At 61.1% G+C, this 26695-nt stretch carries 20 protein-coding genes; 8 read left to right on the plus strand and 12 right to left on the minus strand.

The genetic code is table 11. The features are described 5' to 3' along the window. Positions 1 to 3: 3 nt before the first annotated feature. Positions 4 to 954 carry a hypothetical protein gene (locus tag FJQ55_RS09500; RefSeq protein ID WP_140829191.1) on the minus strand — a complete coding sequence of 317 codons (951 nt, stop codon included), beginning with the start codon at positions 952 to 954 and terminating at the stop codon, positions 4 to 6. Between the two features lie 109 nt (positions 955 to 1063). Between FJQ55_RS09500 and FJQ55_RS09505 the strand changes: the two genes are divergently transcribed. From FJQ55_RS09505 to FJQ55_RS09515, 3 genes are all read left to right on the plus strand, one after another. Then, positions 1064 to 1648, plus strand: a complete 585-nt coding sequence (locus FJQ55_RS09505; RefSeq protein WP_140827442.1) for a nitroreductase family protein — start codon at positions 1064 to 1066, stop codon at positions 1646 to 1648. Continuing rightward, on the plus strand, positions 1648 to 2262 hold the full coding sequence (locus tag FJQ55_RS09510; RefSeq protein ID WP_140827444.1) for a flavin reductase family protein: 615 nt from the start codon (positions 1648 to 1650) through the stop codon (positions 2260 to 2262). The genes FJQ55_RS09505 and FJQ55_RS09510 overlap by 1 nt, the downstream gene beginning before the upstream one ends. A 91-nt stretch (positions 2263 to 2353) precedes the next feature. Further along, a complete protein-coding gene (locus FJQ55_RS09515) occupies positions 2354 to 3493 on the plus strand; it encodes a DUF2336 domain-containing protein (protein WP_140827447.1) in 1140 nt (379 codons plus the stop codon). 11 nt (positions 3494 to 3504) lie between these two features. On the opposite strand, the gene FJQ55_RS09520 is transcribed toward FJQ55_RS09515, so the two are convergent. The 4 genes from FJQ55_RS09520 to parE all read right to left on the minus strand — a co-directional run bounded on the left by FJQ55_RS09520 (position 3505) and on the right by parE (position 11588). Next, positions 3505 to 3924 carry a hypothetical protein gene (locus tag FJQ55_RS09520; RefSeq protein ID WP_140827449.1) on the minus strand — a complete coding sequence of 140 codons (420 nt, stop codon included), beginning with the start codon at positions 3922 to 3924 and terminating at the stop codon, positions 3505 to 3507. Between the two features lie 138 nt (positions 3925 to 4062). Next, positions 4063 to 5292 carry an AI-2E family transporter gene (locus FJQ55_RS09525; protein WP_425467511.1) on the minus strand — a complete coding sequence of 410 codons (1230 nt, stop codon included), beginning with the start codon at positions 5290 to 5292 and terminating at the stop codon, positions 4063 to 4065. Positions 5293 to 5470: 178 nt separating this feature from the next. Further along, entirely contained in the window at positions 5471 to 8809 is a 3339-nt protein-coding gene (locus tag FJQ55_RS09530; protein ID WP_161596971.1) for a putative Ig domain-containing protein, read from the minus strand. Between the two features lie 715 nt (positions 8810 to 9524). Continuing rightward, positions 9525 to 11588, minus strand: a complete 2064-nt coding sequence (gene parE, locus FJQ55_RS09535) for a DNA topoisomerase IV subunit B (protein WP_140829195.1) — start codon at positions 11586 to 11588, stop codon at positions 9525 to 9527. Positions 11589 to 11810: 222 nt separating this feature from the next. On the opposite strand from parE, the gene FJQ55_RS09540 reads away from it, so the two are divergent. The 4 genes from FJQ55_RS09540 (at position 11811) to FJQ55_RS09555 (ending at position 15907) form a co-directional block, all read left to right on the plus strand. Continuing rightward, a complete protein-coding gene (locus FJQ55_RS09540; RefSeq protein WP_425467530.1) occupies positions 11811 to 12686 on the plus strand; it encodes a dienelactone hydrolase family protein in 876 nt (291 codons plus the stop codon). Between the two features lie 173 nt (positions 12687 to 12859). Next, positions 12860 to 13630, plus strand: a complete 771-nt coding sequence (gene tpiA / locus FJQ55_RS09545) for a triose-phosphate isomerase (protein ID WP_140827455.1) — start codon at positions 12860 to 12862, stop codon at positions 13628 to 13630. A gap of 107 nt (positions 13631 to 13737) precedes the next feature. Next, positions 13738 to 14136, plus strand: a complete 399-nt coding sequence (secG, locus tag FJQ55_RS09550) for a preprotein translocase subunit SecG (RefSeq protein WP_140827456.1) — start codon at positions 13738 to 13740, stop codon at positions 14134 to 14136. Between the two features lie 133 nt (positions 14137 to 14269). Continuing rightward, a complete protein-coding gene (locus FJQ55_RS09555) occupies positions 14270 to 15907 on the plus strand; it encodes a CTP synthase (RefSeq protein ID WP_167507698.1) in 1638 nt (545 codons plus the stop codon). A 103-nt stretch (positions 15908 to 16010) separates the two neighbouring features. Here FJQ55_RS09555 and FJQ55_RS09560 read toward each other — a convergent pair whose 3' ends face one another. From FJQ55_RS09560 to gltA, 6 genes are all read right to left on the minus strand, one after another. Continuing rightward, on the minus strand, positions 16011 to 17225 hold the full coding sequence (locus FJQ55_RS09560) for a molybdopterin molybdotransferase MoeA (RefSeq protein WP_140827459.1): 1215 nt from the start codon (positions 17223 to 17225) through the stop codon (positions 16011 to 16013). Then, positions 17225 to 17722, minus strand: coding sequence for a cyclic pyranopterin monophosphate synthase MoaC (gene moaC, locus FJQ55_RS09565; RefSeq protein ID WP_140827460.1), 498 nt, complete (start codon positions 17720 to 17722; stop codon positions 17225 to 17227). Before moaC ends, FJQ55_RS09560 begins: the two co-directional genes overlap by 1 nt. Continuing rightward, on the minus strand, positions 17719 to 18534 hold the full coding sequence (gene trpC / locus FJQ55_RS09570) for an indole-3-glycerol phosphate synthase TrpC (RefSeq protein WP_140827461.1): 816 nt from the start codon (positions 18532 to 18534) through the stop codon (positions 17719 to 17721). The genes moaC and trpC overlap by 4 nt, the downstream gene beginning before the upstream one ends. 10 nt (positions 18535 to 18544) lie before the next feature. Beyond that, a complete protein-coding gene (gene trpD / locus FJQ55_RS09575; protein ID WP_140827462.1) occupies positions 18545 to 19567 on the minus strand; it encodes an anthranilate phosphoribosyltransferase in 1023 nt (340 codons plus the stop codon). A 25-nt stretch (positions 19568 to 19592) separates the two neighbouring features. Continuing rightward, entirely contained in the window at positions 19593 to 21482 is a 1890-nt protein-coding gene (locus FJQ55_RS09580) for a peptidylprolyl isomerase (RefSeq protein ID WP_140827464.1), read from the minus strand. A gap of 293 nt (positions 21483 to 21775) precedes the next feature. After that, the gene (gene gltA / locus FJQ55_RS09585) at positions 21776 to 23065 is read right to left on the minus strand and encodes a citrate synthase (protein ID WP_140827465.1); all 1290 of its coding nucleotides are present in this window, start codon (positions 23063 to 23065) and stop codon (positions 21776 to 21778) included. Between the two features lie 276 nt (positions 23066 to 23341). Between gltA and FJQ55_RS09590 the strand changes: the two genes are divergently transcribed. After that, positions 23342 to 25858 (plus strand): ComEC/Rec2 family competence protein, encoded by a 2517-nt coding sequence (locus tag FJQ55_RS09590; protein ID WP_140827467.1) that lies wholly within the window; start codon positions 23342 to 23344, stop codon positions 25856 to 25858. Here the strand turns inward: FJQ55_RS09590 and lexA are convergent. Further along, positions 25852 to 26565, minus strand: coding sequence for a transcriptional repressor LexA (gene lexA, locus FJQ55_RS09595; protein ID WP_140827469.1), 714 nt, complete (start codon positions 26563 to 26565; stop codon positions 25852 to 25854). The genes FJQ55_RS09590 and lexA overlap by 7 nt on opposite strands. Positions 26566 to 26695 lie beyond the last annotated feature (130 nt).

Here is a 26695-nt window from a genome sequence, read left to right on the forward strand (position 1 = left end):
AGATCAGTTGGTAAGCGGCAGCTCGACGTCGATGTTGCTGCCGGCGGCGACCTCAAAATCCTTCTGGTAGATCTTGTCCTTGTTGCGCGCGACAACCGTGTATTGTCCCTCGGACAGCACCATGACTGGAAAGGCGGAGACGCTTTCCGCGACGATGTCGCCGCCCGATGTTAGAACAGACCATGCCGTGTCCGCGATGGCTTCGCCACCCGGCTCGGAGACCAGCTTGAAGCCCACCTGCGAGGCGCGGTGCTGGATCGTCGCTTCGGTGAGTTCACCGGCCTCGACCGTGATGTCGGCGCGCACCACCGCATTCACCGATCCATATTCGGAAACGACGTGATAGGTGCCTGCATTCAGCCGGACGATGGTGTTCGGTTTGACGTCGGCGAGCACCAGACCCCGTTCGCCGTCTTCGCGCACTTCGGACGAGTAGATGTCGAAGCTGAGTTGCTTGTCGGGGATGTGCGAATCGGCGCCGGACACCGCACTGAGCGTCAGTCCGCCTGCGTCCAGCACCATCACCTGCTCTTCGACATCGCCGACTGCAGGAACGTTGAGTTTCTTTGTGGCGCCAGCGCGGCCAAAGGAAACGTTGACGAAATAATCGCCCGGGGCGAGCTGGAAGGCTGCCGATCCGCCTTCGGCGCTTGCAAGCAAAGGCAGCTTTCCGTCGGCGCCCGGAATGGGACTGAACACGCGCCAGGACAGCCCATGCTGCATGGCGTCGCCCTTGGCCGTCAGCTTGGCTTCCAGCTTGACGCTGCGGCTCTGGTTTACGGGGGCAAGCGCTTCTGCGCCGGGCGCGGAGAAAGCCTTAAGCTTCGGCATCTTGGTCGAACCATTCAACTGCTTGAACGTATCGAACGCTTCCTGCGAACGGCTCTCGGGCGCAGCCGTGAGGACTACGCAAAACCCGACGACGACACGGGCGAGAATTCCTTGGCAGGTCATGCGATGCACTGTCTGTTGACTTCCTTCCCAATGCCGGCAACTTCAAACCGAATGCCGTGGCAATTTCAAGACCGGCTTTGTTCCCACAGGCCGACAAGGGTTATCATCTATGCGAAATGACATCAAACTGCTTGATTATCTGGCCATCCGCCGCTCGGTCCCCGCGTTTCAGATGCGCGAGCCCGGCCCGGACCGCCGGGAAATCGAATCAATACTCTCCCTTGCTGTCCGCGTTCCCGATCACGGCAAGCTCGCTCCCTGGCGATTCATCGTCTATCGCGGCGAAGAGCGCGCGCGGATCGGAGAGGCGCTTCTTGCCATGGCGCTCGACAAGAATCCCGATCTGTCCGATGAAATGATCCAGGTGGAGCGCAGTCGCTTTACCCGCGCCCCCGTCGTCATCGCAGTGGTCTCCACGGCTGCCCCGCATTTCAAGATACCCGAGTGGGAGCAGGTGATGTCCGCCGGTGCCGTCTGCCTCAATCTTTTGATGGCTGCCAACGCCTATGGTTACGTCTCGAACTGGCTGTCCGAATGGTTTGCCTTCGACGAGAGTGCCTATCCGCTGCTGGGAGTTAAGGCGGGAGAGAAGGTCGCCGGCTTCATTCATATCGGCTCAACCGACTTCCCGATCGTCGAGCGACCACGTCCTGCCTTGTCGGATGTCGTCACATGGCAGGGTGGCGAGGATTGATGTTCTACGATACCGCAAGCAATGCTCATCGCATGGCGCACGATCCCTTCAAGGCGATCGTCGCGCCGAGACCCATCGGCTGGATTGGGACGAAGGGCAGGGACGGCAGTCTGAACCTGTCTCCCTATTCCTTTTTCAACGCAGTCGGTGACCGGCCAAAAATGGTGATGTTCTCGTCGAGCGGCCGCAAGGACAGTCTTCGCAACGTGGAAGAGACAGGCGTCTTCACCACGAGTTTCGTTAGTCGGGCCCTGCTCGAGAAGATGAGCCTGTCGTCGACACCGGTCCCCTATGGCACCGACGAGTTTGCCCTTGCCGGATTGACGGCTCTTGAGGGCCGGGTGGTCGACGCACCCTATGTGGGAGAGGCGGTGGCCGTGCTCGAATGCCGTGTCACCATGGTGACGATGCTGCCCGACATTGATGGTAACGACACCGACAGCCACGCGGTTTTCGGGCAGGTCATGGGGATCCACATCGATGAGAGGGTTATTCGCAATGGACGGTTTGATCTCGGACTGGCCGATCCCATCCTGCGTGCCGGTTACATGGATTATGCCGGCATTTCGTCCTTAATCGAACTCGCCCGCCCCAACCAGCGGGCCAGTGGTTAATGAACGTGGTGAACGTTTCTTAAAGACTTTGGCGCTAGGGTCTTCATGACCGGGATCATCCGGTGCGTGTTCGTAGCGAGTGGGTCTGACTGTGATCGTTGCCGCATTTCTGAAATGGGTCGAAACCGCCAGAACGCAGGAGCGGGCCAAAGCTGCCAATGCTCTTGCTCGCGCCTATCTGCGATCTCAAATGTCCGCCGACGAGCGCCAGGCAGCACAGGTGGCCATGACCTATCTGCTGGATGACCCGTCGCCCCGTGTGCGCCTGGCTTTGGCGGAAGTTCTTGCCGCTGAGCCCCGCGCGCCGCGTGCAATCATGGTTTCCTTGTCAGAAGACCAACCCGAAATCGCCTCCACCGTCATTCTACTGTCGCCAGTGCTCACCGATGCCGATCTGGTCGATATCGCAGGCCGTGGTACAGTGGAAACCCGCGCACTCGTCGCTGCGCGAGGGACCGTGAGCGTTGGGGTCGCCGCAGCCCTGGCCGAGATCGGTGATGCCGCAGAGCTGGAAGTCCTGCTCGAGAACCCCGGTGCTCGCCTCACACCTTTCACGTTGCGCCGCATTGCCGAAAGACATGGCCGCGATGAACGTATCCGCGCCCTGCTGTTGGATCGCGACGATCTGTCCGCTGGCCTGCGTCAGTTGCTGGTACAATTCGTCGCCGAAGCGCTGTCCGGTTCAGGGCTGGTGATCGGCGCAATCGGCAGTCGCCGCATCGAACGGATCGCCCGCGAAGCGAGCGACAGTGCGACGGTGGCTCTGCTTTCTGATGTTCATGGCGAAGAATTGCGCCACCTGACGGATCAACTGCGTGATGCCGGCCGCCTGACACCTGCATTCCTGATGCATGCGCTCTGTGCCGGGCGCACCGATTTCTTTGCCGCTGCCGTCGAATCGATCTCTGGCCTCGACGAGCGCCGGGTCCGTGCCATCCTGGCCACCGGCCGTCTGCATGCGGTGCGCGCGCTCCTCGAATCCACAGGCCTTTCCCGCGAGATCAGCCCTCTCTTTGTCGACGCGATCACGCAGTGGCGCAGCCTCATCCAATCCGCCCACGGCCTCGAACTGGATAACATAGCCCACCGCCTGATTGCGCGGCACCGCGGACAGACAGGTCTGAGCGATACGGCTCGCGCTTTGCTTGATATGGTCGAAAGGCTCGCGATCGCGGAGGAGCGTCGTCTCGCCCGCGATTATGCCAGCGGTCTGGCGCTTGCTGCGGCCTGAGTCGCGAGGGCTCAGGGAATGATCTTCTTCGCCACCCAGGAATAACTGTCCGACACAACATGGATCGGCGTCTCGAAGATCATCTTGATTTGCGCACGGCCCGGCAGCACCTCGCGGATCGTGTCGATCGCCCGTGACGTCAACGTCTTGTGCTCCTCGGTCAGTTCTGGCTTTGCCTTGACCGTGGCCGCCGCATCGGCATTTGCCTTTGCCGAGGCTTCCACGGCATCGGCGATATCCGGCGGTGGCGCCTGGCAGACTGCGACCGCGGTCGGAAAGCCGATATTTCCGTACCGCGAGAGAACCGACTCGGATGCCGCATCGCAGAGTTCAATCGACACGAAACGCTCCGGCGGCGTCTCGACGAACTGGCATTGATTGACACTGTCGTCACAGCCGAGGATCGTCATCATGATCAGGGCGGTCTTCATGGGTCAAGGTGCTCCTGTGGATGGCGGATGCGACGGGACACAAGGAATGAAGCCAAAAGAAGGCCTGCGTGATCGCGACACCAGTCTAGGTGGACCAATGTGGCCGTACTCAACATGATGCAGGCTGACAACGCTCGATCAGGGAACAGAAATCTTACGTGGCCGGGACGGGGTTGCCGACGGATCCAGAGCGTCCGGATGAGCCATGGCCGGTTCTGCATGTGGCCCGGTATCCGAAGAAAGGTCTTCCGACAGTTCCACTTCGCGGATCCATTCCCGCCAGATCGAAACCAGCAGGGCCATGAGTACCGGGCCGATGAACAGCCCAAGGAACCCCATGGTTTTGACGCCGCCCACCAGACCGAAGAAGGTGGGCAGGAAAGGTAGTTTGATGGGCCCACCGACCAGCCGCGGGCGGACCGTCTTGTCGACAATGAAGAGTTCGACGGAACCCCAGATGAGAAGCGCAACCCCTTGGATCACGTGGCCGCTGGCTGCGAGATAGATGGAAACGAGTGTGAACGACAGAGGCGCGCCACCGGGAATAAGCGCCATGATGCCGGTGATGACCCCAAGCGTCACCGGCGAGGGAACGCCGGCCAGCCAATAAGCAATACCGAGCACGATGCCTTCGCCGATGGCGATCAGCGTCATGCCTGTGACGGTCGAGCTGATGGTGGCCGGTACCACGCGCGAGATGCGTTCCCAGCGATTGGGGAGGATGCGCTCGCCCAGAAGGTCGAGTTGTCGCGCAAAGCTGGCTCCGTCCCGGTAGACGAAGAAGAGCGCAATCAGCATGAAGAGCAGGGTCAGCACCAGATGGAAGAGCCCGTCGCCCGCAGCGATCACCGCCCGGTAGATATTGCCGATATTGGCACCGCTGACGATCTGGATCATCTCGCCGATCGAGCCGGGCGGCCCGACATGCAGGCGCCACTTCTCCGCAAGCCACTCACCAGCCCATGGCAGCGCTGTGATCCAGGCCGGTGGCGGGGCGCCCAGCCTGTTCGCTTCCAGCGCCCAGGTGATCCACTGGCGGACCTCTTCCACGGCATAGCTGATGGCAATGCCGATGGGGATGACGAGGAAGGCGAGAATGAAGAGAATGGCGCAGGTGGCGCCGATGGTCGTGTTGCCGTTGACACTGTTGAGGAGGCGGCGATAGAGCGGCCAGCTTGCGAAGGCAACAACGAGTGCGGCCAGTACCGGCACGACAAACCCATGGAAGAAATAGATCGCGGCAATGCCGATCAGGACCAGCAGCCAGCGGGCCATGGAGATCGGCGTGATCAAAGCGATTCGGTTGGCCGTCGCCTGACCGAGCCAGCGCGGCCCCTTTTGCGGGTTCTGTTGATCGATCTGGCTCACAATCGTCTGCGCCCCTCTGCCTAATGCCCCTGCATATGGGGCATAATCGGAACCGACACAAGCTGGCAACGACTTCAGCTTGGCCCAGCGACGCAACGGCGCATCGTGCGGGCAAGGGCTTGCAGTCTGTGGCAAGCCTTCGAGGCACTCTTGAGCTTTCGTTCGTGCTTGTCGTCAGTCAGAATTTGCCGCCAAGATCGAGTGCCAGCCTCTGCGACTGCAGTCCGTCGAGATCCAGTGTCGCACTGTAGCGCCCGCGCAGCGTGGCGCCTGTAGCCTGTAGCAGGGTGACGCCAAGCCCGACTGTCAGACTGTCCCGACGGGTCCGGTTACCCGCCACGAGATAATCGATCGTCCAGCTGTCGTCCGCATAGGTGACGGTGGTGTCGCTTGTATCGGAAAAATCATGCGAGAAATCCAGAGACAATTCCGGCCTGACGATTTGCTCGTCCATCTGGAGATCATAGCTGAAGGATGCACCAACAGTGGTGGTCAGACTATTGCTCTCCTGTCGGCCAAACAGCGCGTTCTCCCAATCGGCACCAGATTCCTCGGCGCTATCCAGGATCGAGTGCGAGGCGGCGAGGCGCCCATAAGTGCTGATGGTCAAGTCATCCTGCCGGTAGTCGTAGCCGCCGGAGATGGCCGCAAAGACCTGCCGACCGCTGCGGCTTGCCTCGGCTTCTGCCCCGGTGGATGACGTGATGCGGACAGAATCGAAATCCAGCAACCCGGCGCCGATCAGGCCGTCGACGAAGAGGCCGCCACCGGGTTGATACAGGCCATAGACGGTGGCGCTCGCAGCCCGGTTGATGCTGGTCGTCCCGTCGCTGCCGATCTCTGCGCGATCGCGCGAGTATCCGATCGATATCCCTCCGATCACCGTGTCGCTGAGGCGATAGTCCAGTCCTCCTGTCACGGATACGGTGGCGAAATCGAATGCGCTTTCTCCACTGAGGCTATCTCTGTCGCCCAGATCGATGGAGCCGGCAGACCAGAAGGCGAGATCCCCATCTGCGAGTGGCGAGCAGCCGGCATTTGCACTGACAGGCGCCTTGCCATCACTGCTGTCGCTTAGAGACAGCGAGATGGTGTTCTCCAGGCAGGCTTTGCCGTGCAAGGACTTCAAGTGGTCATTCACGGTGTCCGTCTGTGCTTTCGCCAGCCGTCGCGCTGCGGATGCCTGCGCCTCCAGCAATCCCACAAGGTCGGCATCGGTCGAGAGAATCGGTCTTGCGGCCACCTGCATCTGGACGGATGCCGGTGCCGAGGTGCCACTTGCACTGGTGAGCGTATAGGTGGCGGTGACCGTGCCGGTGAAGTCGACATTGGCGGTGAAGCGAAGCTTGTAGCGACCTGCCGCATAGGCCGCTGAAATCGCTTGTGACGCGCTTGTCGCGGCCGTGTCGTCAAGGACGATGACGGCCGTGCCGGCAGAGGCGGGTGATAGCGAGACGAGATCGGCTCCGGTGAAGGGCCCGCCGGTAGCGCCCTCCGTCAGATCGATGGTGATCGTTCGGCCGGAATTCGTCGAAACGGTAAGCGCTGGGGCCACGGGGAGTGCGTCATCCACCTGCAAGGTAAGGTTCGCCGTCCCCGTAGCGCCATAGGCATCTGTGGCGACCATGTATACGGGAAAGCTGCCGGTTTCGGTTGCTGTGCCCGAAAGAGTGCCGCTTGATGTGTCGAATGTTAAGCCGTCGGGCAAGGTGCCGGTGATCGCATAGCTGTAGGGGGCGGTCCCGTTGGAAGCTATGAATGTCTGGCTGAAGGTTTCGGCCTGACGCAGGGACAATGTGCCATCCGGCGTTATCGCCAGGATCGGCTGGCCGACCGTGATGGAAACTGTCGCCGGGGCGGAACTTCCCGTCGAATTGGTTGCTGTATAGGTGAAGCTATCGTCACCGGAATAGCCGGCTTCAGGGGTGTAGGTGATCGATGTGCCGGTCGCCGTCGCCGTCCCGTGGTTGGGCGCTGATGCGATTTCAACGCTGTCGGCCGCACCGCCTGAAAGATCGAGCGTGATCACGTTGTCGGTGCTGTTGGCGTCGACGCTTGCCACTACGTCTCCGACAGTGGGTGCTGCAATAGCGATCGCGAGCGTATAGCTCTGACTGCCGGTCGCCCCCAGCGAATCCGTCGCCGTGATTTCGAAGGTCTGGCTCCCGTCCGCCGTAGGGCTTCCGGACAGCGTGCCATCCGACGAGAGCGTGAGGCCATCAGGCAGGTCGCCGGAGGTCACAGTGAAGCTGTAGGGAGCCGTCCCGCTCGAGGCGGAGAGTGTCTGACTGTAGCTGCTGTTTGCCACACCGCCGGGCAGGGTTGTCGGTGTGATGCCAAGGGTCGGCTTGGACACGGTTACGGTGACCGTCGCGGCGACTGACGTGCCTGTGGAGTTCGTTGCGGCATAGGTGAATGTGTCGATACCCGAGTAGCCCGGGGTGGGTGTGTAGGCAATTGACGTGCCGCTGGCCACGGCGGTGCCGTGTTGTGGCGAGGTCACCACCGAAACGCTGTCGGCAGTCCCGCCAGCGAGATCGAGCGAGATCGGGGCGTCGGTACTGTTGGCGTCGATGATCGCGCTCACATCTGCGACGATGGGAGCCGCAATTGCAATATCAAGAGTGTAGCTTTGTGTACCCGTGGCACCATAGGTGTCAGTGGATGTTACCTCGAATGTCTCACTTCCTTGCGTCGTCGGCGTCCCCGATAGGGTTCCCGAGGTGGAAAGTGTGAGGCCACTAGGTAATACGCCACCGGTGACGGCAAAGCTGTACGGCGATGTTCCGTTGGTCGCGGACAGGGTCTGGCTGTATGCCACATTGGCCGTTCCACCAGGCAGGTTTGTCGGCGACAGCACCAGCGCAGGCGCAGTGACCGTAACCGTCACCGTTGCGGTATCGGAGAGGCCAGATTCACTCTCGGTGACCGTATAGGTGAAGCTGTCCGAACCCGAATAGCCGGCAGCCGGTGTGTAGCTCAAGGTCGAACCTGAGTAACTCGCAGTGCCATGTGCCGGTGCCGAGACACCGGTGAGCGATTCCGTTCCCGTCATGGGTACGGCGACTTGATTGCCGCTGCTATTGGCTGAAACCGTGGTCGAGAGGTCCGATGTTGAGGGGCCGACCTTCAACGTCATGGATTGGTTCGAGGAGTAGCCGTCGGCATTGATGACCTGATAGGTGAAGGTCCAGCTTCCCGTGGTGCTCGGCGTGCCCGATATGGTGCCGCTCGAACTGTTGAGGTTTAGCCCGGGCGGTAGGGAACCGCTGGTGATCGAGTAGGATACGACAGTCGAGCTGGCACTGTATGAGGCTGTGACGGCCCGACTGTAGACTTCGCCCTTTTTGGCATTTGGCCAACTGCTGGATGAGAAGGTAATCCGGGGTTTCACGGTGATGTGGTGCGTATCGGATGCCACAACCGTGACATAATCTGGCGCGGCCAGGGCCTTGGTCGTGATCGTTATTTCTCCGACAAACCCGGCAGCCGAAGTGTAAATGAGATCATACGACATATCGTGTGGACTATCAGTAGTGCCAGTGTACGTGGAATAAAAGAATTGTACTGACGACTGGCCATAGCTGTTTACGACGATCCGGACAGGCTCGCCGCTATAGGCCTCATAATAGTAGTCTGTTGCGCGGGCATGCGTGTGCAAAAGGCAGATAAAGCATGTGAGCGCAGCAAGTGCTGTCTTGGAGCCGCGTCGCAGCATCGTTTTGATGAAAATCAACATGGAAAATGGACTCTTGCTGGCATGGGCTCGCGTTCGAAATCGAAACGCTGCAGCCGGTTTTGACCCCGGTGTAGCCCGCAACAGAACGTCACGGATCGCCCAACACTGGGCGTAACCGCGCAAGCAATGGCCAATTTTGTGCCTTTTCATCCCCGATTAGAGCGTTGCACTGGGCACATCGTGACACCGGTTTCGGGGAGGCGCCGCCGCTCTTTCAATAGGGAGGCTATCTCGCCATCTCATACGGGCATCGCCCGTCGGACGGTTCTGCCCTTGGCGATCTCCCGCAAGTGGGATGCGGGCGGTAAGGTGCGTGACAGCTAAGCACCGCCGGAACGCGTGCAGTTGACTGCAGAGCACGCTATCATCCGGTATTTCTTATCGTCGATCGATAATTGTTGTTCAAGATGCCGCTTGGCTCGCCGGCACCAATGATATCAGCGGATGGCAACGCCGATGGCGGTTCGACGAATGGAACCGCCTTCGTCTTGCCTCAGATATCGAGATTCTCCGCAAACGCTGCGCGCTCCTGGATGAAGCGGAACCGGGCCTCCGGCTTGGTGCCCATCAGGGCATCCACCGCATCCCGCGTACCCTCGAAATCGACATCATCGATGCCAACGCGCAGCAGTGTGCGCTTGGCCGGATCCATCGTCGTTTCCTTCAGCTGCGCCGGCATCATTTCTCCAAGGCCTTTGAAGCGGCCGATCTCGACCTTCTTGCCCTTGAACACCGTTTCCATCAGTTCGGCGCGGTGCGCGTCGTCCCGGGCATAGACGGTCTTCGCGCCCTGGCGGATCACGTAGAGCGGCGGAACCGCGAGATAGAGGTGATTGCCGCGGATGAGCTCCGGCATTTCCTGGTAGAAGAAGGTGATCAGCAGCGAGGCGATATGGGCGCCGTCGACGTCGGCATCGGTCATGACGATGATGCGCTCATAGCGCAGGTCTTCGTCGCGATACTTCGTTCGCGTACCGCAGCCGAGCGCCTGGATCAGGTCCGCGATCTGCTGGTTTGCCATCAGTTTTTCGCGGCTGGCCGAGCCGACGTTCAGAATCTTGCCGCGCAACGGGAGGATCGCCTGATTGGCCCGGTTGCGGGCCTGCTTGGCAGAGCCACCCGCCGAGTCCCCTTCGACGATGAAGAGTTCGGCGCCCTCGGCCGTATTCTGGGCACAGTCGGCCAGCTTGCCAGGCAGGCGCAGTTTTCGCACGGCCGTCTTGCGGTTGACTTCCTTCTCCTTGCGGCGGCGCAGACGCTCTTCCGCACGCTCGATCACCCAGTCGAGCAGCTTCGCCGCCTCGTTGGGATTGTCGGCGAGATAGTGGTCGAAGGGGTCGCGCAGCGCATTTTCAACGATGCGCTGGGCCTCGACGGTTGCGAGCTTGTCCTTGGTCTGGCCGACGAATTCCGGCTCGCGAATGAAGACAGACAGCATGCCGACGGCAGAAATCATCACGTCGTCGGTGGTGATCTGCTGCGCGCGCTTGTTCTGCGTCAGTTCGGCGTAGTTCTTCAGGCCCTTGGTGAGCGCGATACGCAGGCCAGCCTCGTGCGTGCCGCCCTCGGGTGTCGGGATCGTATTGCAATAGGAATGCAACGCCGGGTCGCCGCCATACCAGGTAACGGCCCATTCCATCGCACCATGGCCACCGGTCTTTTCCGTCTTGCCGGCGAATATCTCGCGGGTGACGGTGAACTCCTTGCCGAGGGTAGCGGCCAGATAGTCCTTCAACCCACCGGGGAAGTGGAAGACCGCCTTTTCCGGGATGTCCCCGCCCTCGGGCACCATGCCTGGGTCGCAAGACCAGCGGATCTCGACGCCGCCGAAAAGATAGGCCTTGGACCGCGCCATGCGGAAGATCCGACCGGGGTCGAACTTTGCATGGTCGCCGAAAATCTGCGGGTCGGGATGAAAACGCACACGCGTGCCACGGCGGTTGTGAACTTCGCCAAGCTCTTCAAGCCCGCCCTGCGGCACGCCGCGCGAAAACCGCTGGCGATAGAGCTTGCGATTGCGCGCAACTTCGACCTCTAGCAGATCGGACAGCGCGTTGACGACCGAGACGCCAACGCCGTGCAGACCGCCTGAGGTCTCGTAGGCCTTGCCGTCGAACTTGCCGCCGGCATGCAGCTTGGTCATGATGACTTCGAGCGTCGACTTGCCCGGGACCTGCGGATGGAGTTCGACGGGGATGCCGCGGCCGTTGTCGGTCACGGTGAGGAAGCCCTCGGCATCGAGATGCACGTCGATGAAGTTCGCGTGGCCGGCTACCGCTTCGTCCATCGAGTTGTCGATGACTTCGGCAAAGAGGTGGTGCAGGGCCTTTTCGTCGGTACCACCGATATACATGCCCGGACGCATACGCACCGGCTCAAGTCCTTCCAGCACCCGAATTGACGACGCTCCGTATTCGTCGCCAGATGATGTGGCAGGCTGGGAGGCCGGTGCCGGGGCCGATGGAGCAGGGCGCGCGACGCGTGCCGGCGCTGCCACAGGTTCGGCATCAGCCTTGGTCGGGATCGGCATTGCCGAAAAGAGATCGTTGTCGTCCATGGCGTCGTTCGATACTCTGTTGATGATCAAGCCGGTTTGTCGGCACCTTCAGAACGCCGCTGCACCTGGCTGATCGCGTCTGCGAATCGGTCGGATTGTGCCAGAAAGGCAGGGCAGGCGCGAAGGGCCAGACAGCCGGCGCATGTTGAATTCGGGCCAGCTTTGCGTGGCACATTTCGCGAAGGCAAGCGTGAGCCGAGAGGAAACCCATCTTCCATGCAGATGTCCACAGCTCATTTCCGCACTGCGGCGATTTCCGGCGTTCTCTTTCCGTTTCTGTTTCTAGCAAACGTCCATGCGGAAGCTCTGGCGCCTTACAAGGATGATCTTTTCTCCGGCCAGAATGTTCTTGAAACCTCCGATGGCGGAGATTTCACCCGGATCGATTATGACGAGATGCGCGACATCAACGGTCGCGACAGCATCCCCGAACGGCGCGTAAAGGATCTCTACGTGTCGCTGAAGGTTCGACGGGCACAGGAGAACCAGACGCTGCCGCTTGCCGCGGGACCGCTCGACGTCGCGCGGGTTGGCAAAGATGGTGGTCAGGCCTTCACCGTAATCTTCATCCACGGCCGGGGAGGGGATCGCCGGCTCGGGATGAACGACATTACGTTCGGCGGCAATTTTAATCGCCTGAAGAACCTCGCCGCCAACAATGGCGGGACGTACTACGCACCCTCTGTCCACAGCTTCGACGAAACAGGGGTCGCCGAGATAGCGGGCTTGATCGACCATGCCTCCGCTCAATCGGGCGGAAGACCTGTGGTACTCGCCTGTGCCTCCATGGGGAGCTTCATATGCTGGGGCATGTCGCGCGATGCGAAGGCTGTAAGCCATCTCTCCGGTATGGCGATCCTCGGTGGCGCGCCTGATCCGGAATTGCCGAAATCGGCTGCCGCCAAGGCGAAACTGCCGATCTGGTTCACCCATGGCAGCAGAGACAGCGTCTACGCCGCCGATGACCAGATCGCGATTTACCGGACACTGCGCAAGGCGGGTCAGCCTGTGCGCTTTACTCTCTATGAAACGGGCTCGCACGGGACCCCGGTGCGCATGTCGGACTGGCGCACCATTCTCAACTGGCTTCTGCAATAGTGGAATGGCGTGAAACCCGGCGGTCTCCTCGCCTGCATTGTGCCGAAGACGCCGGCACGACGGGGTCACATTTTCACCATGTCGCCCGATAAAGCGGCCTATTTTGCAGTGCAATCTTTCCTTCGAGCCTCAGATTTGCTAGTCCCCGATGAAACGCAGGGGCTTGAAAACACATGACACCGGATGTTCGTCCGCTCGTCGCGGGCAATTGGAAAATGAATGGAACGCGGGCTTCGCTCGACCAGATCAAGGCAATCGCCGAGGGCGTTCAGGGAACGCTGGCCGATAAGGTCGAAACCCTGATCTGCCCGCCGGCAACACTGCTTTACGTGTCGACCGCGCTCTGCACGGACAGCCCGCTGCAGATTGGTGCCCAGGACTGCCACCAGAACGCTTCCGGCGCCCATACCGGTGATATCTCCGCTGAAATGATCGCCGATTGCTTTGGTACCCATGTCATCGTCGGCCATTCGGAGCGCCGGACCGATTACGCGGAGACCGACCATTTGGTGCGCGCGAAGGCGGAGGCCGCCTATGCAGCAGATCTGACGGCTGTCATCTGCATTGGCGAGACGGCCGATGAGCGCAAGTCGGGCCAGACGCTGGACATCCTGAAGCGCCAGCTGGCCGGCTCGGTTCCGGATGGCGCCAAGGCAGAGCGTACGGTGATCGCCTATGAGCCCGTTTGGGCAATCGGAACGGGCCTGACCCCGACGACGGCCGACGTGGCAGAAGCCCATGCCTTCATGCGGGCGGAACTGGTGAAGCGCTTCGGCGCCGAGGGCAAGGCGATGCGCCTGCTCTACGGCGGTTCGGTCAAACCATCCAACGCGCGCGAATTGATGGCCGTCGAGAATGTCGACGGCGCCCTCATTGGCGGTGCGAGCTTGAAGGCGTCGGACTTCCTCGCCATATACCGTGTCTATGAAGAACTCACCGCCTGAGGCCGAAAGGTTGAAAAGCGGGGAAGGGGCTTTCAAAGCCCGCCTCTCTCATGTAAAGACCCGCCAACCTCATTGATTTTGCCCATCTCGGGCAGGATGGACATTCCATGCAGACCGTATTGCTCGTTATCTACCTCATGGTCGTCGTCGCCCTCATCGGCGTCGTCCTTATCCAGCGCTCGGAAGGCGGCGGTCTCGGTATCGGTGGCGGTTCCGGCTTCATGTCGGCACGCGGCACGGCCAATGCCCTGACGCGCACGACGGCGATCCTGGCGACGCTCTTCTTTGCCATCTCGCTGGCGCTCGGCATCCTCGCCCGCTACGAATCCAAGCCGACGGACATCCTCGACCGGATCCCGGCCGCCAACGGCACGACCCAGGGCGGTGGCAGCGTTCTTGACCAGCTTCCGGGTGCCGCTGCACCCGCGACCCAGGCTCCGGCGACGACGACGCCTGCTGCGCCGGCAACCGCGCCGGCAGATCCGAACGCTGTTCCGAACAACTGATCGGACCGCATCTCATCGCTCCGGCGGGCTCCAGGGTCCGCCGGTTTTCTTTTGTCTGCATTCCGCCGCCGCCGATGAAAATTGTGCGTGACGCCATTTTGGGCTGGCGGAATCGAATCTGAAACGGTATCCGGTGAAGCCCATGGCGCGATATGTATTCATCACTGGCGGCGTGGTTTCCTCTCTTGGTAAAGGAATTGCGGCCGCGGCACTCGGAGCATTGTTGCAGGCACGGGGTTACCGCGTGCGTCTGCGCAAGCTGGACCCCTATCTCAACGTTGACCCGGGTACCATGAGCCCGACTCAACACGGCGAAGTCTTCGTCACCGACGACGGCGCCGAGACCGATCTCGATCTCGGTCACTATGAACGCTTCACGGGGCGTTCGGCCACCAAGACCGACAACATCACCACCGGTCGCATCTACAAGAACATCATCGACAAGGAACGCCGCGGCGACTATCTCGGCGCGACCGTTCAGGTCATTCCGCACGTCACGAACGAGATCAAGGACTTCGTCATCGAAGGCAATGACGACTATGATTTCGTCATCTGCGAGATCGGCGGCACCGTCGGCGACATTGAAGCCATGCCCTTCATGGAAGCGATCCGTCAGCTCGGCAACGACCTGCCTCGCGGGACCGCAGTCTACGTTCACCTGACCCTGATGCCCTACATCCCCGCAGCCGGTGAGCTGAAGACCAAGCCGACGCAGCATTCCGTCAAGGAACTGCAGGCACTCGGCATTCATCCCGACATCCTGCTGGTCCGCGCCGACCGCGAGATCCCACAGGCCGAACGCCGCAAGCTCTCGCTGTTCTGCAATGTGCGCGAAAGTGCCGTGATCCAGGCGCTGGATGTCGCCAACATCTATGACGTGCCGATGGCTTATCACAAGGAAGGTCTCGACAACGAGGTGCTGGCCGCCTTCGGGATCGAACCGGCCCCCAAGCCGCGTCTCGATGCCTGGGAAGAGGTCTGCAACCGCATCCACACGCCTGAAGGCGAAGTCACGATCGCGATCGTCGGCAAGTACACGGGTCTCAAGGACGCCTACAAGTCGCTCATCGAAGCCCTTTACCACGGTGGCATCGCCAACCGCGTAAAGGTCAAGCTCGAATGGATTGAGTCGGAGATTTTTGAAAAAGAAGATCCGGCCCCATGGCTTGAAAAGGTCAACGGTATCCTCGTCCCCGGCGGTTTCGGCGAGCGCGGGTCCGAGGGCAAGATCCTGGCGGCCCAGTTCGCCCGCGAACGCAAGGTGCCTTACTTCGGCATCTGCTTCGGCATGCAGATGGCCGTTGTCGAAGCCGCCCGCCATCTGGCTGGCATCGACAAGGCATCCTCCACCGAATTCGGCAAGACCGAAGAGCCGGTCGTCGGCCTGATGACCGAGTGGATGAAGGGCAACGAGCTTGAGAAGCGCTCGGCTGTCGGCGATCTCGGCGGCACAATGCGCCTCGGGGCCTATAAGGCTTCGCTGAAGAAGGGCACGAAGATCTCCGAGATCTATGGTTCGACCGATATCTCCGAGCGCCATCGCCACCGGTACGAAGTCAATGTTGACTACAAGGATCGCCTCGAATCCTGCGGTCTGGTCTTCTCTGGCATGTCGCCCGATGGCTTGCTGCCGGAAACCGTCGAGTATCCCGACCATCCGTGGTTCATCGGCGTTCAGTACCATCCGGAGCTGAAGTCGCGGCCGCTCGATCCGCACCCGTTGTTTGCAAGCTTCATCGGAGCAGCCCTAGAGCAGACCCGTCTAGTCTGAGAGACCAGACTTGCGATCGAAAGAGGGACCCGGCCATGTGTGCCGGGTCTTTTCGTTCGATAACGGCTGGTAGGTTTTGCGAAAGTCGAAGGAGATGCTCAGATCAAGGCCGTAGCAGCATGACCTGCACAGATTCACCGGCATTGGCTGCCGGAGCGTTCGGAGGCCGAATGATCAGGCAGTCGGACTGCGAAAAGATCCGCATCATCGAGGAATCCTGTTTCCCGAAGCTCGTGACCTGGAGCGCTCCGTCAGTCTCCAAGAACAGTCGGGCGCGAACATAGTCCTGCCGCTTGTCATTGGCGGGCAGTCCCGCCGTCAGTCGCGCCTGCCGCATGCGATCGGGGGGCGAGCAATGACCGAGACGGCACAGCAGCGGCTCCAGGAACAGAAGGCCGCATACCAGGCTGGAGATCGGATTGCCGGGAAGCCCAAGCACTTGCATGTCCCCAAGTTTGCCCACCATCAGTGGCTTTCCCGGCCGCATGGCAATCCGCCAAAAATCAAGTTCCATGCCAGCGGAGATCAGCGTCGACTGAACGAGATCGTGGTCGCCGACAGAGGCGCCCCCTAACGTCACCAACACGTCCGCACCGCTGCCCCGTGCGCCCTCGACAGCTGAATGAAGTGCCGGGCGGTCATCGGGCACGATGCCAAGATCGATGACATCAGCGCCATTGTCTCTTGCGAGGGCGGCGACGCCGAAGGTGTTGGAACTGATGATCTGGCTCGGGCCAGGCACAGTGCCCGGTGACACCAGTTCGTCGCCGGTAGCGAGGATAGCGACACGGGGGCGGCGGAAGACGGTCAGCCGGGCATGGTTCATCGCCGCGGCCAGTGTCAGATGGCTGAAGTCGAGACGGGTGCCGGCGGTCAGGGTGACTTCGCCTTCGGCAAAGTCCTGGCCTCTTGGGCGAATGTGACGGCCATGCGTGACGGGGAAGGTGGTCCGGATACGCCCGTCATCGAGCTTCTCCGCATCTTCCTGCAGGAGGATGCTGTCGGCACCCTCAGGCACTGGCGCGCCGGTGAAGATGCGGACGGCCTCGCCCACGCCGATGTTTCCGGAGAAGGCATGGCCGGCTGCCGACTCGCCGATCACGGCCAGCACGGCTCCAGTCTCTGCGGCGTCCTGTGCGCGAAGGGCATAACCATCCATCGCCGAGGCGTTGAAAGGCGGCTGGGTCAGCCGCGCAGCGAGGTCCGCGGCGAGAACCCGCCCGTTCGCATCATGGAGCGGCACGCCTTCCGCTTCGGAAATCGGAAGCGCTCCGTCGAGAAGCCGCGCCAGTGCATCTTCAACCGGCAGAAGCGACATCAACTACGCTCCGGGTGGCGAAAGGCACCGGACTTACCACCACTCTTTTCCAAAACGCGGATGCCACCGATCTCCATCGTCTTGTCGACGGCTTTCGCCATATCGTAGATGGTGAGGCAGGTGACAGAGACGGCAGTGAGGGCTTCCATCTCCACGCCGGTCTTGCCGGTAAGCTTGGCGGTGGCCTCGACGCGAAGACCGGCGAGTTCGGGGTCTTCGGTGATGTCGACCGTGACCTTCGACAGCATCAGCGGATGGCAGAGTGGAATGAGACTGGCCGTCTGCTTAGCCGCCATGATCCCGGCGATCCTAGCTGTCCCGATCACGTCGCCCTTCTTGGCGTTGCCGTCAAGTATGGTCATCAGCGTCTCCGGCTTCATCTTCACGAAACCTTCGGCGACGGCTATGCGAACCGTATCGTCCTTGGTCGAGACATCGACCATATGCGCCTCACCGGAAGCGCCGATATGCGTGAGCCTTGGGAACCCGCCAGTCATTCCGCCGCCAGCGCGCCGGACTTGCCGGTCAACAGCATGCGGGTCGCAGCCGAGACGTCGTCCTGGCGCATGAGGCTTTCGCCGACGAGAAAGGTCGTGATCCCGCACGTCTCAAGCCGTTGGCAGTCCTCGAAGGTGAAGATACCGCTTTCGCCGACAAGCAGCCGGTCCGTAGGCACCATTGCCGCCAACTCTTCGCTGACGCTGAGGCTAACCTCGAATGTGCGCAAATTGCGGTTATTGATGCCGACGAGTGGAGATTTCAGCTTAAGAGCCCGCTCCATCTCATCTGCGTCATGCACCTCGACCAGCACATCCATGCCGAGTTCGAATGCGACACCCTCGAGATCGGCGGCTTCTCCGTCTGATAAGGACGCCATGATCAACAGGATACAATCGCCACCCCAGGCGCGGGCCTCATAGACCTGATAGGCGTCGAACATGAAGTCCTTGCGCAAGGCCGGAAGCGAGCAGGCCTTGCGAGCCGCTGTCAGGAACTCCGGCGCGCCCTGGAAGCTCGGCGTGTCCGTCAGAACGGAGAGGCAGGCAGCACCTCCGGCTTCATAGGCAGCTGCGAGCACCGGCGGGTCAAAATCCGGACGGATCAGACCCTTGGAGGGGCTCGCCTTCTTGATTTCAGCAATTAGTCCGAAGCGACCTTCGTCGCGTGTCTTGATCAGGGCACGGTGAAAACCGCGCGGTGCCTCCTCGGCGGCGATGCGGTCCTTCAATTCGGACAGCGAGACGGCGGCCTTGGCGGCTGCAATTTCTTCCCGCTTGTAGGTTTCGATGCGCTTCAGGATATCGGTCATGATGGCAAGCTTAGTCCTGAGTGGGCGAATTGGAAATGGTGATCAGCATTTCGAGAGCGCGGGCAGCACTGCCACTGTCCAGCGACTGGCTGGCGAGGTGCATGCCTTCCGTCACGTCCTTCGCCTTGCCGGCGACGATCAAAGATGCTGCGGCATTACACAGCGCCACATCCCGATAGGCCGTCTTGGCGCCGCCGAGCACATCGCGGAGAGCCGCGGCATTCACCGTACCGTCACCGCCTCTGATAGCATCAAGCGTCACGGTTTCGACGCCGAAATCCGACGGCGTCAGTTCGAAGGTCGAGATCTCACCATCTTTCAGCGCCGCGACCAGGGACGGTCCTGTGTTGGTCAGCTCATCAAGGCCGTTCCCGTGCACGACCCAGGCGCTTGTGAGTCCGAGATCGCGAAGAGCCTCCGCGCCCGGCACCAGCCATTCCGGCGAATAGACGCCGAACAGTTGTTTCTTTACGCGGGCAGGACTGGAAAGCGGGCCGACAATGTTGAAGATCGTCCGCGCGCCAAGTTCGACGCGCGCCGAACCGACATGACGCATGGCCGGATGGTGCAGCTGAGCGAACATGAAGCCGATCCCGGCCTCGCGAATGCAGCGGGAAATGGTCGGAGGATCGATGTCGAGCTTCACCCCGAGTTGGGACAGCGCATCGGCCGTGCCGGATTTCGAGCTAAGCGCCCGGTTGCCGTGCTTGGCAACCGGCACACCGGCACCTGCCACGATAATCGCGGCAAGCGTCGAGATGTTATAGGTATTGGTTCCGTCGCCGCCCGTCCCGACAATGTCGATCGCATCCTCCGGCGCGTCGACCACGACCATCTTCTGGCGCATGATCGAGACAGCTCCCGCGATTTCGTCGACCGTTTCGCCACGCACGCGCAGTCCCATCAGGAAGCCCCCGACCTGCGCCATGCTGGCTTCGCCGGACATCAGGATTTCGAACGCGTCGCTCGCCTCCTGGCGTGTCAGAGGCTGGCGGCTCGCGATCTTCGCGATGAAGGGTTTCAACCCAGACATGGACGTGCTCCCCCTGACGTCGGCGTTAGCGAACGATGGCCTGCTGGGCCAGCGCCTGATTGAACGTCACGCCGTATTGCGCCTGCAACTGGCTGACCATCTGGTCGAGGATGTCGTCGCCGGCCGCATTGGCCATCGAGACGATCTGCTCGTCCTCGTTGCTCAGCACGCCGCCTGCAGCCTGATCACGCACGGCGGTCACGGCGAGCAAAATCTGGGTTGCCGGATCGCCGCCCGATGCGGTCGTGATCGTCCCTTCCGGACCGCTGAAGGCGGCGGTGATCGCAGCAGCACCAAGGACTGCATCTTCCGTGCGACGGCTGATGCCGGCCTTGCTTTCGACGGCAAGGCCGAGCTCGCTCGCGATGTCTTCCAGCTTGACGCCATCGGCGACACGCTTGCGCAGGCTCTCGGCCTTGGCGCCAAGAGCAATCCGCTGCTGCTCTGCCGTCCAGTCGGCCACAGCCTTTTCACGAACTTCCGCCAATTCACGATCGCGCTCCGCCTTAATGTCGGTCACGTCGAACCAGATGTAGCCGTTATTGCCGAGATTAACGGGAAGCGCTTCGACGCCGATATCGGTGCGGAAAACCTCGGCCAGTAGCGCGTCGCGTTCCGGAATGCCCGCCACTTCGGTTTCCCGCATGTCGAGCCCGCGGCGGTCGATATCGGTCACCGTCGCACTCTTCAGTTTCAGCTGGTCGGCGGCTTCCTTGAGCGATGATCCGCCGGCCCGCAGATCTTCGAACTGGTCGTGAACGGTCGTGATGTCAGCGACCGCAGCCGATTCGGCAAGCGCTTCGCGGATTTCCTCCCGGACCTCGTCCAGGCTACGGGTGCGGCCTTCCTTGATGTTCGTGATGCGCAGGATGACCGGGCCGAGCGCGCCTTCCACCACCGGCGTCGTGCCGCCCTCAGCCGTAACGGCAAAGGCAGCATCCGCCAGCTTGACATCCGGGAGCCGGTCCTTGGAAAAGTCGCCGAGCAGGACGTCGCTCGCGGTCTTGCCCTGATCGGTCACAAGCTGATCGAAACTTGTACCCTTGGCGAGTTCCGCAGCGGCGGCGTCAGCCAGCTCGCGCGTCTCGAAGGAAAGCTGCTCGATCGTGCGCGTGCCGGCGATTTCGTAAGAAGCCTTGCGACGCTCGTAATCGGCCTTGATCTGATCTTCAGTGACGGCAGACTTGTCCGCGATGTCGGCCGGTTCCAACTTTACATAGGTGAAGCTGCGGAACTCGGGCGCCCGGTAACGCGACTTCGTCGTATCAAACCAGGCCTGCAGGGTTGCATCATCTGGCGCCTTGATCGGATCGATATTGGCATTGGTCAGCAGAAGGTAATTGATGTCGCGGTTTTCGTAGCGATAGTCCTTGATTGCATCGACCAGCACCTTCGGCGCAACAAAACCGTCGGCCGTCGCGTCGACGATCTGGCTGCGGATGGCGACCTTCGAACGTTCATTGATGTAGTCGTTCTCGCGCAGCCCCGAATTGCGCAGACGAGACGTAAACAGAGCGCGGTCGAAATTGCCCGCCGAATTTTTGAACGCCGGATCATCGGCGATCAGCTGCGCAAGGCGATCCTGCGACAGGCCGAGATTCATATCGACGGCAAGCTGGTCGAGAGCAGCCCCTGCAGCGAGCTGGGAGAACACCTGGGATTCGGCCCCAAAAGCTTTCGCCTGCTCGGTGGTCAGCTGTGTCCCGAAGCGCCTGCTGAGATCGGCGACCTGACGCTGATAGGCGAAAGCAAAGTCTTGCGTCGAGACCGTCTGATCGCCCACGGCCACCACCGTATCGGAATTGCTGGTGAACAGCGAAGCCGAAACGCCCCATACGCCGAACGATGCCACCAGAAGCAACAGCAAGATCTTGGCGAACAGGGTTTGGGAAACTTTTCTCAGAATAACGAGCATCGGGACGCATGAACCTCTTGACTGATCTTCGCCTCGGGCGAAGCGGGTGGACTTCCTTAAATCAAAGATCGACGGAATTGAAGGCATATCGGGCCGAAAAGAGGCGGGATGTGCTTTCACCACAGAAGGAACGTCAAAGTGATCCCAACGGCTGCCCAGAGCCGCCTGTTATTCGACAAACGAGAGGGGATAAGAGAGAGGACTTTACCCGCTGTCGCCCTGGTCGCCACCTGATCGCGCACAAAAAAAGCCGGCGATGAAGCCGGCTTTTTGAAAGGTCAAGACTTTGTGGATCAGCGCTCAGTGATCGGCTTGTAGTCGCGCTTCGGAGCGCCCGTATAGAGCTGGCGCGGACGGCCGATGCGCTGCTGCGGATCTTCGATCATCTCGTTCCACTGTGCAATCCAGCCGACGGTGCGGGCGAGTGCGAAGAGAACGGTGAACATGGTCGTCGGGAAGCCGAGTGCGCGTAGCGTGATACCCGAATAGAAGTCGACATTCGGATAGAGCTTCTTCTCGATGAAGTAGGGGTCGTTGAGCGCAATCTTTTCAAGCTCGAGCGCCACCTTCATCAGCGGGTCATCACCGTGACCGGTCGCTTCGAGGACCTCGTACATGGTCTTCTGCATGATCTTGGCGCGCGGATCGTAGTTCTTGTAGACCCGGTGGCCGAAGCCCATCAGGCGGAACGGATCATTCTTGTCCTTCGCCTTTGCGATGTATTCCGGAATACGATCCACAGTGCCGATTTCCATCAGCATGTTGAGGGCCGCTTCATTGGCACCCCCGTGTGCCGGACCCCAGAGGCAGGCGATGCCGGCCGCGATGCAGGCGAACGGGTTGGCGCCCGAAGAGCCTGCGAGACGCACGGTCGAGGTGGACGCATTCTGCTCGTGATCGGCATGCAGAATGAAGATGCGGTCCATGGCGCGGGCCAGCACCGGGTTCACCTTGTATTCTTCACACGGCACGGCGAAGCACATGCGCAGGAAGTTCGACGCATAGTCCAGATCATTCTTCGGATAAACGAAGGGCTGGCCGACATGGTACTTGTAGGCCATGGCAGCGATCGTCGGCATCTTTGCGATCATCCGCAGCGACGCGACCATGCGCTGGTGCGGATCCGTGATGTCGGTGGAGTCGTGGTAGAAAGCCGACAGAGCGCCGACCGTGCCGACCATGACGGCCATCGGATGCGCGTCGCGGCGGTAGCCGGAGAAGAACTTGCTCATCTGTTCATGCACCATGGTGTGGTGCGTGACGCGGTAGTCGAAGTCCTTCTTCTGTGCCGGCGTCGGCAGTTCGCCGTAGAGCAGCAGGTAGCAGACCTCAAGGAAGTCACCCTTGTCGGCAAGCTGCTCGATCGGATAGCCGCGATGCAGCAGAATGCCTTCGTCGCCATCGATATAGGTGATCTTGGACTCGCAAGACGCGGTGGAGGTGAAGCCCGGGTCGTAGGTGAAGGCGCCGGTGTGCTTGTAAAGGGCTGCGATGTCGACAACGTCAGGGCCGATCGTACCGCCCTTGACGCTCAATTCGACCGTCTTGTCCCCGAGTTTCAAAGAAGCGCTTTTGTCCGTCATGCTAATCCTCCGGAATTGGCGGGAAGGCGTCTCCAAAAAGCCGCCATCGGTGAAGCGTGTTGATGTAGCTATATGATACGGAAGTTAATGCCAAGCTATCCAAAGGGCAAATTGTGCGTTGCGAAAACGGCGATGATCGAACCGAACGGTTCTAATCGATTTGATGCAAGCGCGCAGACTCCCGTGCCTCGAATTCACACGCTTTGATTGTCTCCCGAGAATGGATTATCATGCTCTTCGCTGGCGTTTGTCGCCGCCTCTGCGGGGTTGGGCCACGTGGTGGATCTGCTGGAAGGCAAGCTGGATTTGAATGGGGAGGCGTCACCGCCTGCCTCTGGTCAGGTGTGGCCAGCCCTGTCGCATACCCGTCGGACCTTGCCGCCTTCGATCCGTCCAACCGGCGGAACGCTCGCGCGAGCGGCTGACCAGATCAGCCGATTGCCAGGCGCGACGGCAAAGGCTGTCTCCCGCGAAATCGAGCAAGGGCATCTCTTCTTTTTCGTGCCAGTCTGCCTGGGGCTCGGCGCCGTCATCTGGTTCAACCTGCCGGTACCGCCCGCAGAATGGGCGCTCATGGCACTGTCAGCGATAGCCTTGGTGACTGTTGTGACGAGCATGGCAGGAACCATGCGGCGCTTTGTCTCTGTGGCGGGTTTGCTAGTGCTCGCCGGCATGGCTCTCACGGCGACCGAAATACGGCGCGCCTCTACAACCATCCTCGACACTCCCGTCCTGACTAAGGTGACAGGCCTGGTAGAGCGCCGGGAGGCGGGAGCAAGCGGAGAGTGGCGCTACGTGATCAGGCTTCTCCAGACGGAGGCCCCGATCCTCAGGCGTCCGCCGGAGCGTGTCTCGCTGCTTGCCCGCAGTCGGCACCAGCCTTTGAAAATCGGAGACGCCTTGACAGGTCGGGCGCGGCTTTCTCCGCCATCGGGGCCCGCCTTGCCGGGCATGAACGACTTCGCATTTCAAAGCTACTTTGCCGGCATCGGCGCGGTCGGCTTTTTCATGGGCGCTCCTCAATCCGTTACGGTCGCCTCTCTCCCGGCTGGCGACTACTGGGTCACGCTCGACCAGGCGCTATTCTCGCTGCGAGATCGGATTTCTGATCGCATTCATGCAGTCTTGCCCGGAGATACAGGAGCATTTGCCGCCTCCATCATTACGGGCGAGCGGCGGTCGATGTCGAAGGAAGCGACAGATGCCTTGCGACTGTCGGGGCTGGCGCACATCACCGCGATTTCCGGCCTGAACATGGCGCTCGCCGCCGGGATCTTCTTCGTCGGGTTGCGCGGCTTGCTCTGCCTGCTGCCCGTGTTGGCGCAACGCTATCCGATCAAGAAAGTCGCAGCTGCCGGTGCCTTGCTCGCCGCGACCGCGTATGTCCTCATTTCCGGCTATCAGGTATCCGCGCTCAGAGCCTATTTAATGACGGCAGTTATGCTGGTCGCCGTACTCATCGACCGCCCGGCGATCAGCCTGCGCAACCTCTCGGTGGCGGCGACCCTGATCCTGATCGCCCAGCCATCGGCAGTGATGGGGCCGAGTTTCCAGATGTCTTTTGCCGCGACGGCGGCACTGATCGCCGGCTATTCCGGCTGGCGATCCCGGCCACGCTCGATATGGCCCGCTCCAAAGTCTCCTACTGCCAAACTTGCCAGCTTCATCGTTAAGTTCATCGGGGGCACGCTTGCGACCTCGCTGATCGGCGGGCTCTCGACTGCGATCTTCGCCGTCACACATTTTCATCGCCTGTCGACTCACGGTCTCGAAGCCAATCTCGCGGCCATGCCGCTGATCTCCATCGTCGTCATGCCCGCAGGCTTCATCGCCATGTTGCTCATGCCCTTCGGCCTAGATGCGCCCTTTTTCTGGATCATGGGCCTTGGGCTCGATCTGGTCCTCGTGATGGCCCACACGGTCGCCGGCTGGGGTGACGGAGCGCTCGTCGCGCGGCAGCCTGCATGGTTTCCGATCCTGATCGTGACCGCGCTTCTGCTCCTGACGCTGCTTCACACCTGGTTGCGCCACGCCGGAACTCTGCTGTTGGCAATCACACTCGCCGCAGCAGCAGTCCGTCCCCCCGACACACCCGCAGATCTCTTCATCAGCGAAGACGGCCGACTGGTTGGCTTCTGGCCCAGGGGAAAGAATGAGGGAGAGGCAGGAAGCCTCGCCACAAACCGAAGCCGACCGCCTGCATTCCTCTTCGATCAATGGCAACCGGCGCTCGCTGTCAAACGTAACCAGCCGCCCATCCAGTTGAAATCGCCCGTCTTGCCGCCACCGGCGGACTGGAAAAACGGCAAGAGCTGGGATCAGCAGACAAGCCAGCAGGCCCGGCAAACTCTCACGGAACTGATAGGAGCAGCAAAGTCTGACGCCTTCACCTGTATCCGCGGAGCCTGCTCCGCCATGGTGTCCGGCGGCTGGAGGGTGGTGACCCTTGATCGCGCCGACCTCGCCGGCATTGCCTGCGACGTCGCCGACATTGTCATCCTTGCAGCACGGGCTCGCATGAGAGACTGCCGCTCGGGCGCGCGGTTCATCAGCGCAACGACACTGCGAAGCTCCGGCGCCATGGAACTGCGATTCGGAGAGCCCGGTGACAAGGTGATCAATGCCACGGCCGCATTTACCGGACAGCCGCGCCCCTGGACCATGCACCGCCTATACGACTGGCGAACTAACGCGACGGGCCGCGAACACGTAACGGATTTCCACGCAGCATCGCAAACCTACGAGCCGAATGTCGGGGAGCCGTCAAGCGACCAATACCTTCACTCTCAGTGATAACGGCGGATCAGGCCCACCAGTTTGCCCTGGATCTTCACCCGATCCGGCGGGAAGATCCGGGTTTCATAGGCTGGGTTGGCCGCTTCCAGAGCAATCGAAGCGCCACGCCGGCGAAAGCGCTTGAGCGTCGCTTCTTCGTCGTCGACGAGCGCCACGATGATGTCACCCGGATTGGCATTGGAGGCATTGCGGATGATCACCGTGTCGCCGTCGAGGATGCCAGCATCGATCATCGAATCGCCCTTGACCTCCAGCGCATAATGTTCGCCCGAACCGATCATCTCGGCCGGAACGGTGATGTCATGCGTGTTGTTCTGGATCGCCGAGATCGGCACGCCGGCTGCGATTCGACCCATGACGGGAACGCTGACCGAAGAGGTCTGCTCGGCAGCGGGTGTGCGGGCAGGGGCTGGTGGCGGCGCCTTGCCAAGGCTGCCTTCGATGACGCTCGGCGCGAAGCCCCGGCGCGGCTGCAGGCTCGGCGTATAGGCCTCCGGCAGCTTGATGACTTCGAGCGCACGCGCCCTGTTGGGCAGACGGCGGATGAAGCCGCGCTCCTCAAGCGCGGTGATCAGCCGATGGATCCCGGACTTGGAGGCGAGGTCGAGCGCGTCCTTCATCTCGTCGAAGGAAGGCGGCACGCCCGACTCTTTCATCCGCTCGTGAATGAAGAGAAGCAGTTCCTGTTGCTTGCGCGTCAGCATCGGCGAGGCCCCAATTGGTGAAACAAATCCAGAACAGACACTATATGTTCCATTTGTGTTCCGCAAGTGGATAAATTTCCGTGAACAGCTCACGCGAAAATGCGATAGGCCTCTTGGTCCTTGTCGTGAG

Origin of the sequence: Rhizobium glycinendophyticum (genome assembly GCF_006443685.1) — a bacterium.
Lineage (GTDB): Bacteria > Pseudomonadota > Alphaproteobacteria > Rhizobiales > Rhizobiaceae > Allorhizobium > Allorhizobium glycinendophyticum.

Excerpts from the sequence above, each read along its gene's own strand:
- FJQ55_RS09505 (WP_140827442.1), top strand. The coding sequence starts at position 1,064 with ATGCGAAATGACATCAAACTGCTTGATTATCTGGCCATCCGCCGCTCG.
- FJQ55_RS09540 (WP_425467530.1), top strand. The coding sequence starts at position 11,811 with ATGTCCACAGCTCATTTCCGCACTGCGGCGATTTCCGGCGTTCTCTTT.
- tpiA (WP_140827455.1), top strand. The coding sequence starts at position 12,860 with ATGACACCGGATGTTCGTCCGCTCGTCGCGGGCAATTGGAAAATGAAT.
- trpC (WP_140827461.1), bottom strand. The coding sequence starts at position 18,534 with ATGACCGATATCCTGAAGCGCATCGAAACCTACAAGCGGGAAGAAATT.
- FJQ55_RS09580 (WP_140827464.1), bottom strand. The coding sequence starts at position 21,482 with ATGCTCGTTATTCTGAGAAAAGTTTCCCAAACCCTGTTCGCCAAGATC.
- secG (WP_140827456.1), top strand. The coding sequence starts at position 13,738 with ATGCAGACCGTATTGCTCGTTATCTACCTCATGGTCGTCGTCGCCCTC.
- parE (WP_140829195.1), bottom strand. The coding sequence starts at position 11,588 with ATGGACGACAACGATCTCTTTTCGGCAATGCCGATCCCGACCAAGGCT.
- FJQ55_RS09510 (WP_140827444.1), top strand. The coding sequence starts at position 1,648 with ATGTTCTACGATACCGCAAGCAATGCTCATCGCATGGCGCACGATCCC.
- FJQ55_RS09560 (WP_140827459.1), bottom strand. The coding sequence starts at position 17,225 with ATGTCGCTTCTGCCGGTTGAAGATGCACTGGCGCGGCTTCTCGACGGA.
- FJQ55_RS09500 (WP_140829191.1), bottom strand. The coding sequence starts at position 954 with ATGACCTGCCAAGGAATTCTCGCCCGTGTCGTCGTCGGGTTTTGCGTA.
- FJQ55_RS09530 (WP_161596971.1), bottom strand. The coding sequence starts at position 8,809 with ATGTCGTATGATCTCATTTACACTTCGGCTGCCGGGTTTGTCGGAGAA.
- lexA (WP_140827469.1), bottom strand. The coding sequence starts at position 26,565 with ATGCTGACGCGCAAGCAACAGGAACTGCTTCTCTTCATTCACGAGCGG.
- gltA (WP_140827465.1), bottom strand. The coding sequence starts at position 23,065 with ATGACGGACAAAAGCGCTTCTTTGAAACTCGGGGACAAGACGGTCGAA.
- FJQ55_RS09520 (WP_140827449.1), bottom strand. The coding sequence starts at position 3,924 with ATGAAGACCGCCCTGATCATGATGACGATCCTCGGCTGTGACGACAGT.
- moaC (WP_140827460.1), bottom strand. The coding sequence starts at position 17,722 with ATGACTGGCGGGTTCCCAAGGCTCACGCATATCGGCGCTTCCGGTGAG.
- trpD (WP_140827462.1), bottom strand. The coding sequence starts at position 19,567 with ATGTCTGGGTTGAAACCCTTCATCGCGAAGATCGCGAGCCGCCAGCCT.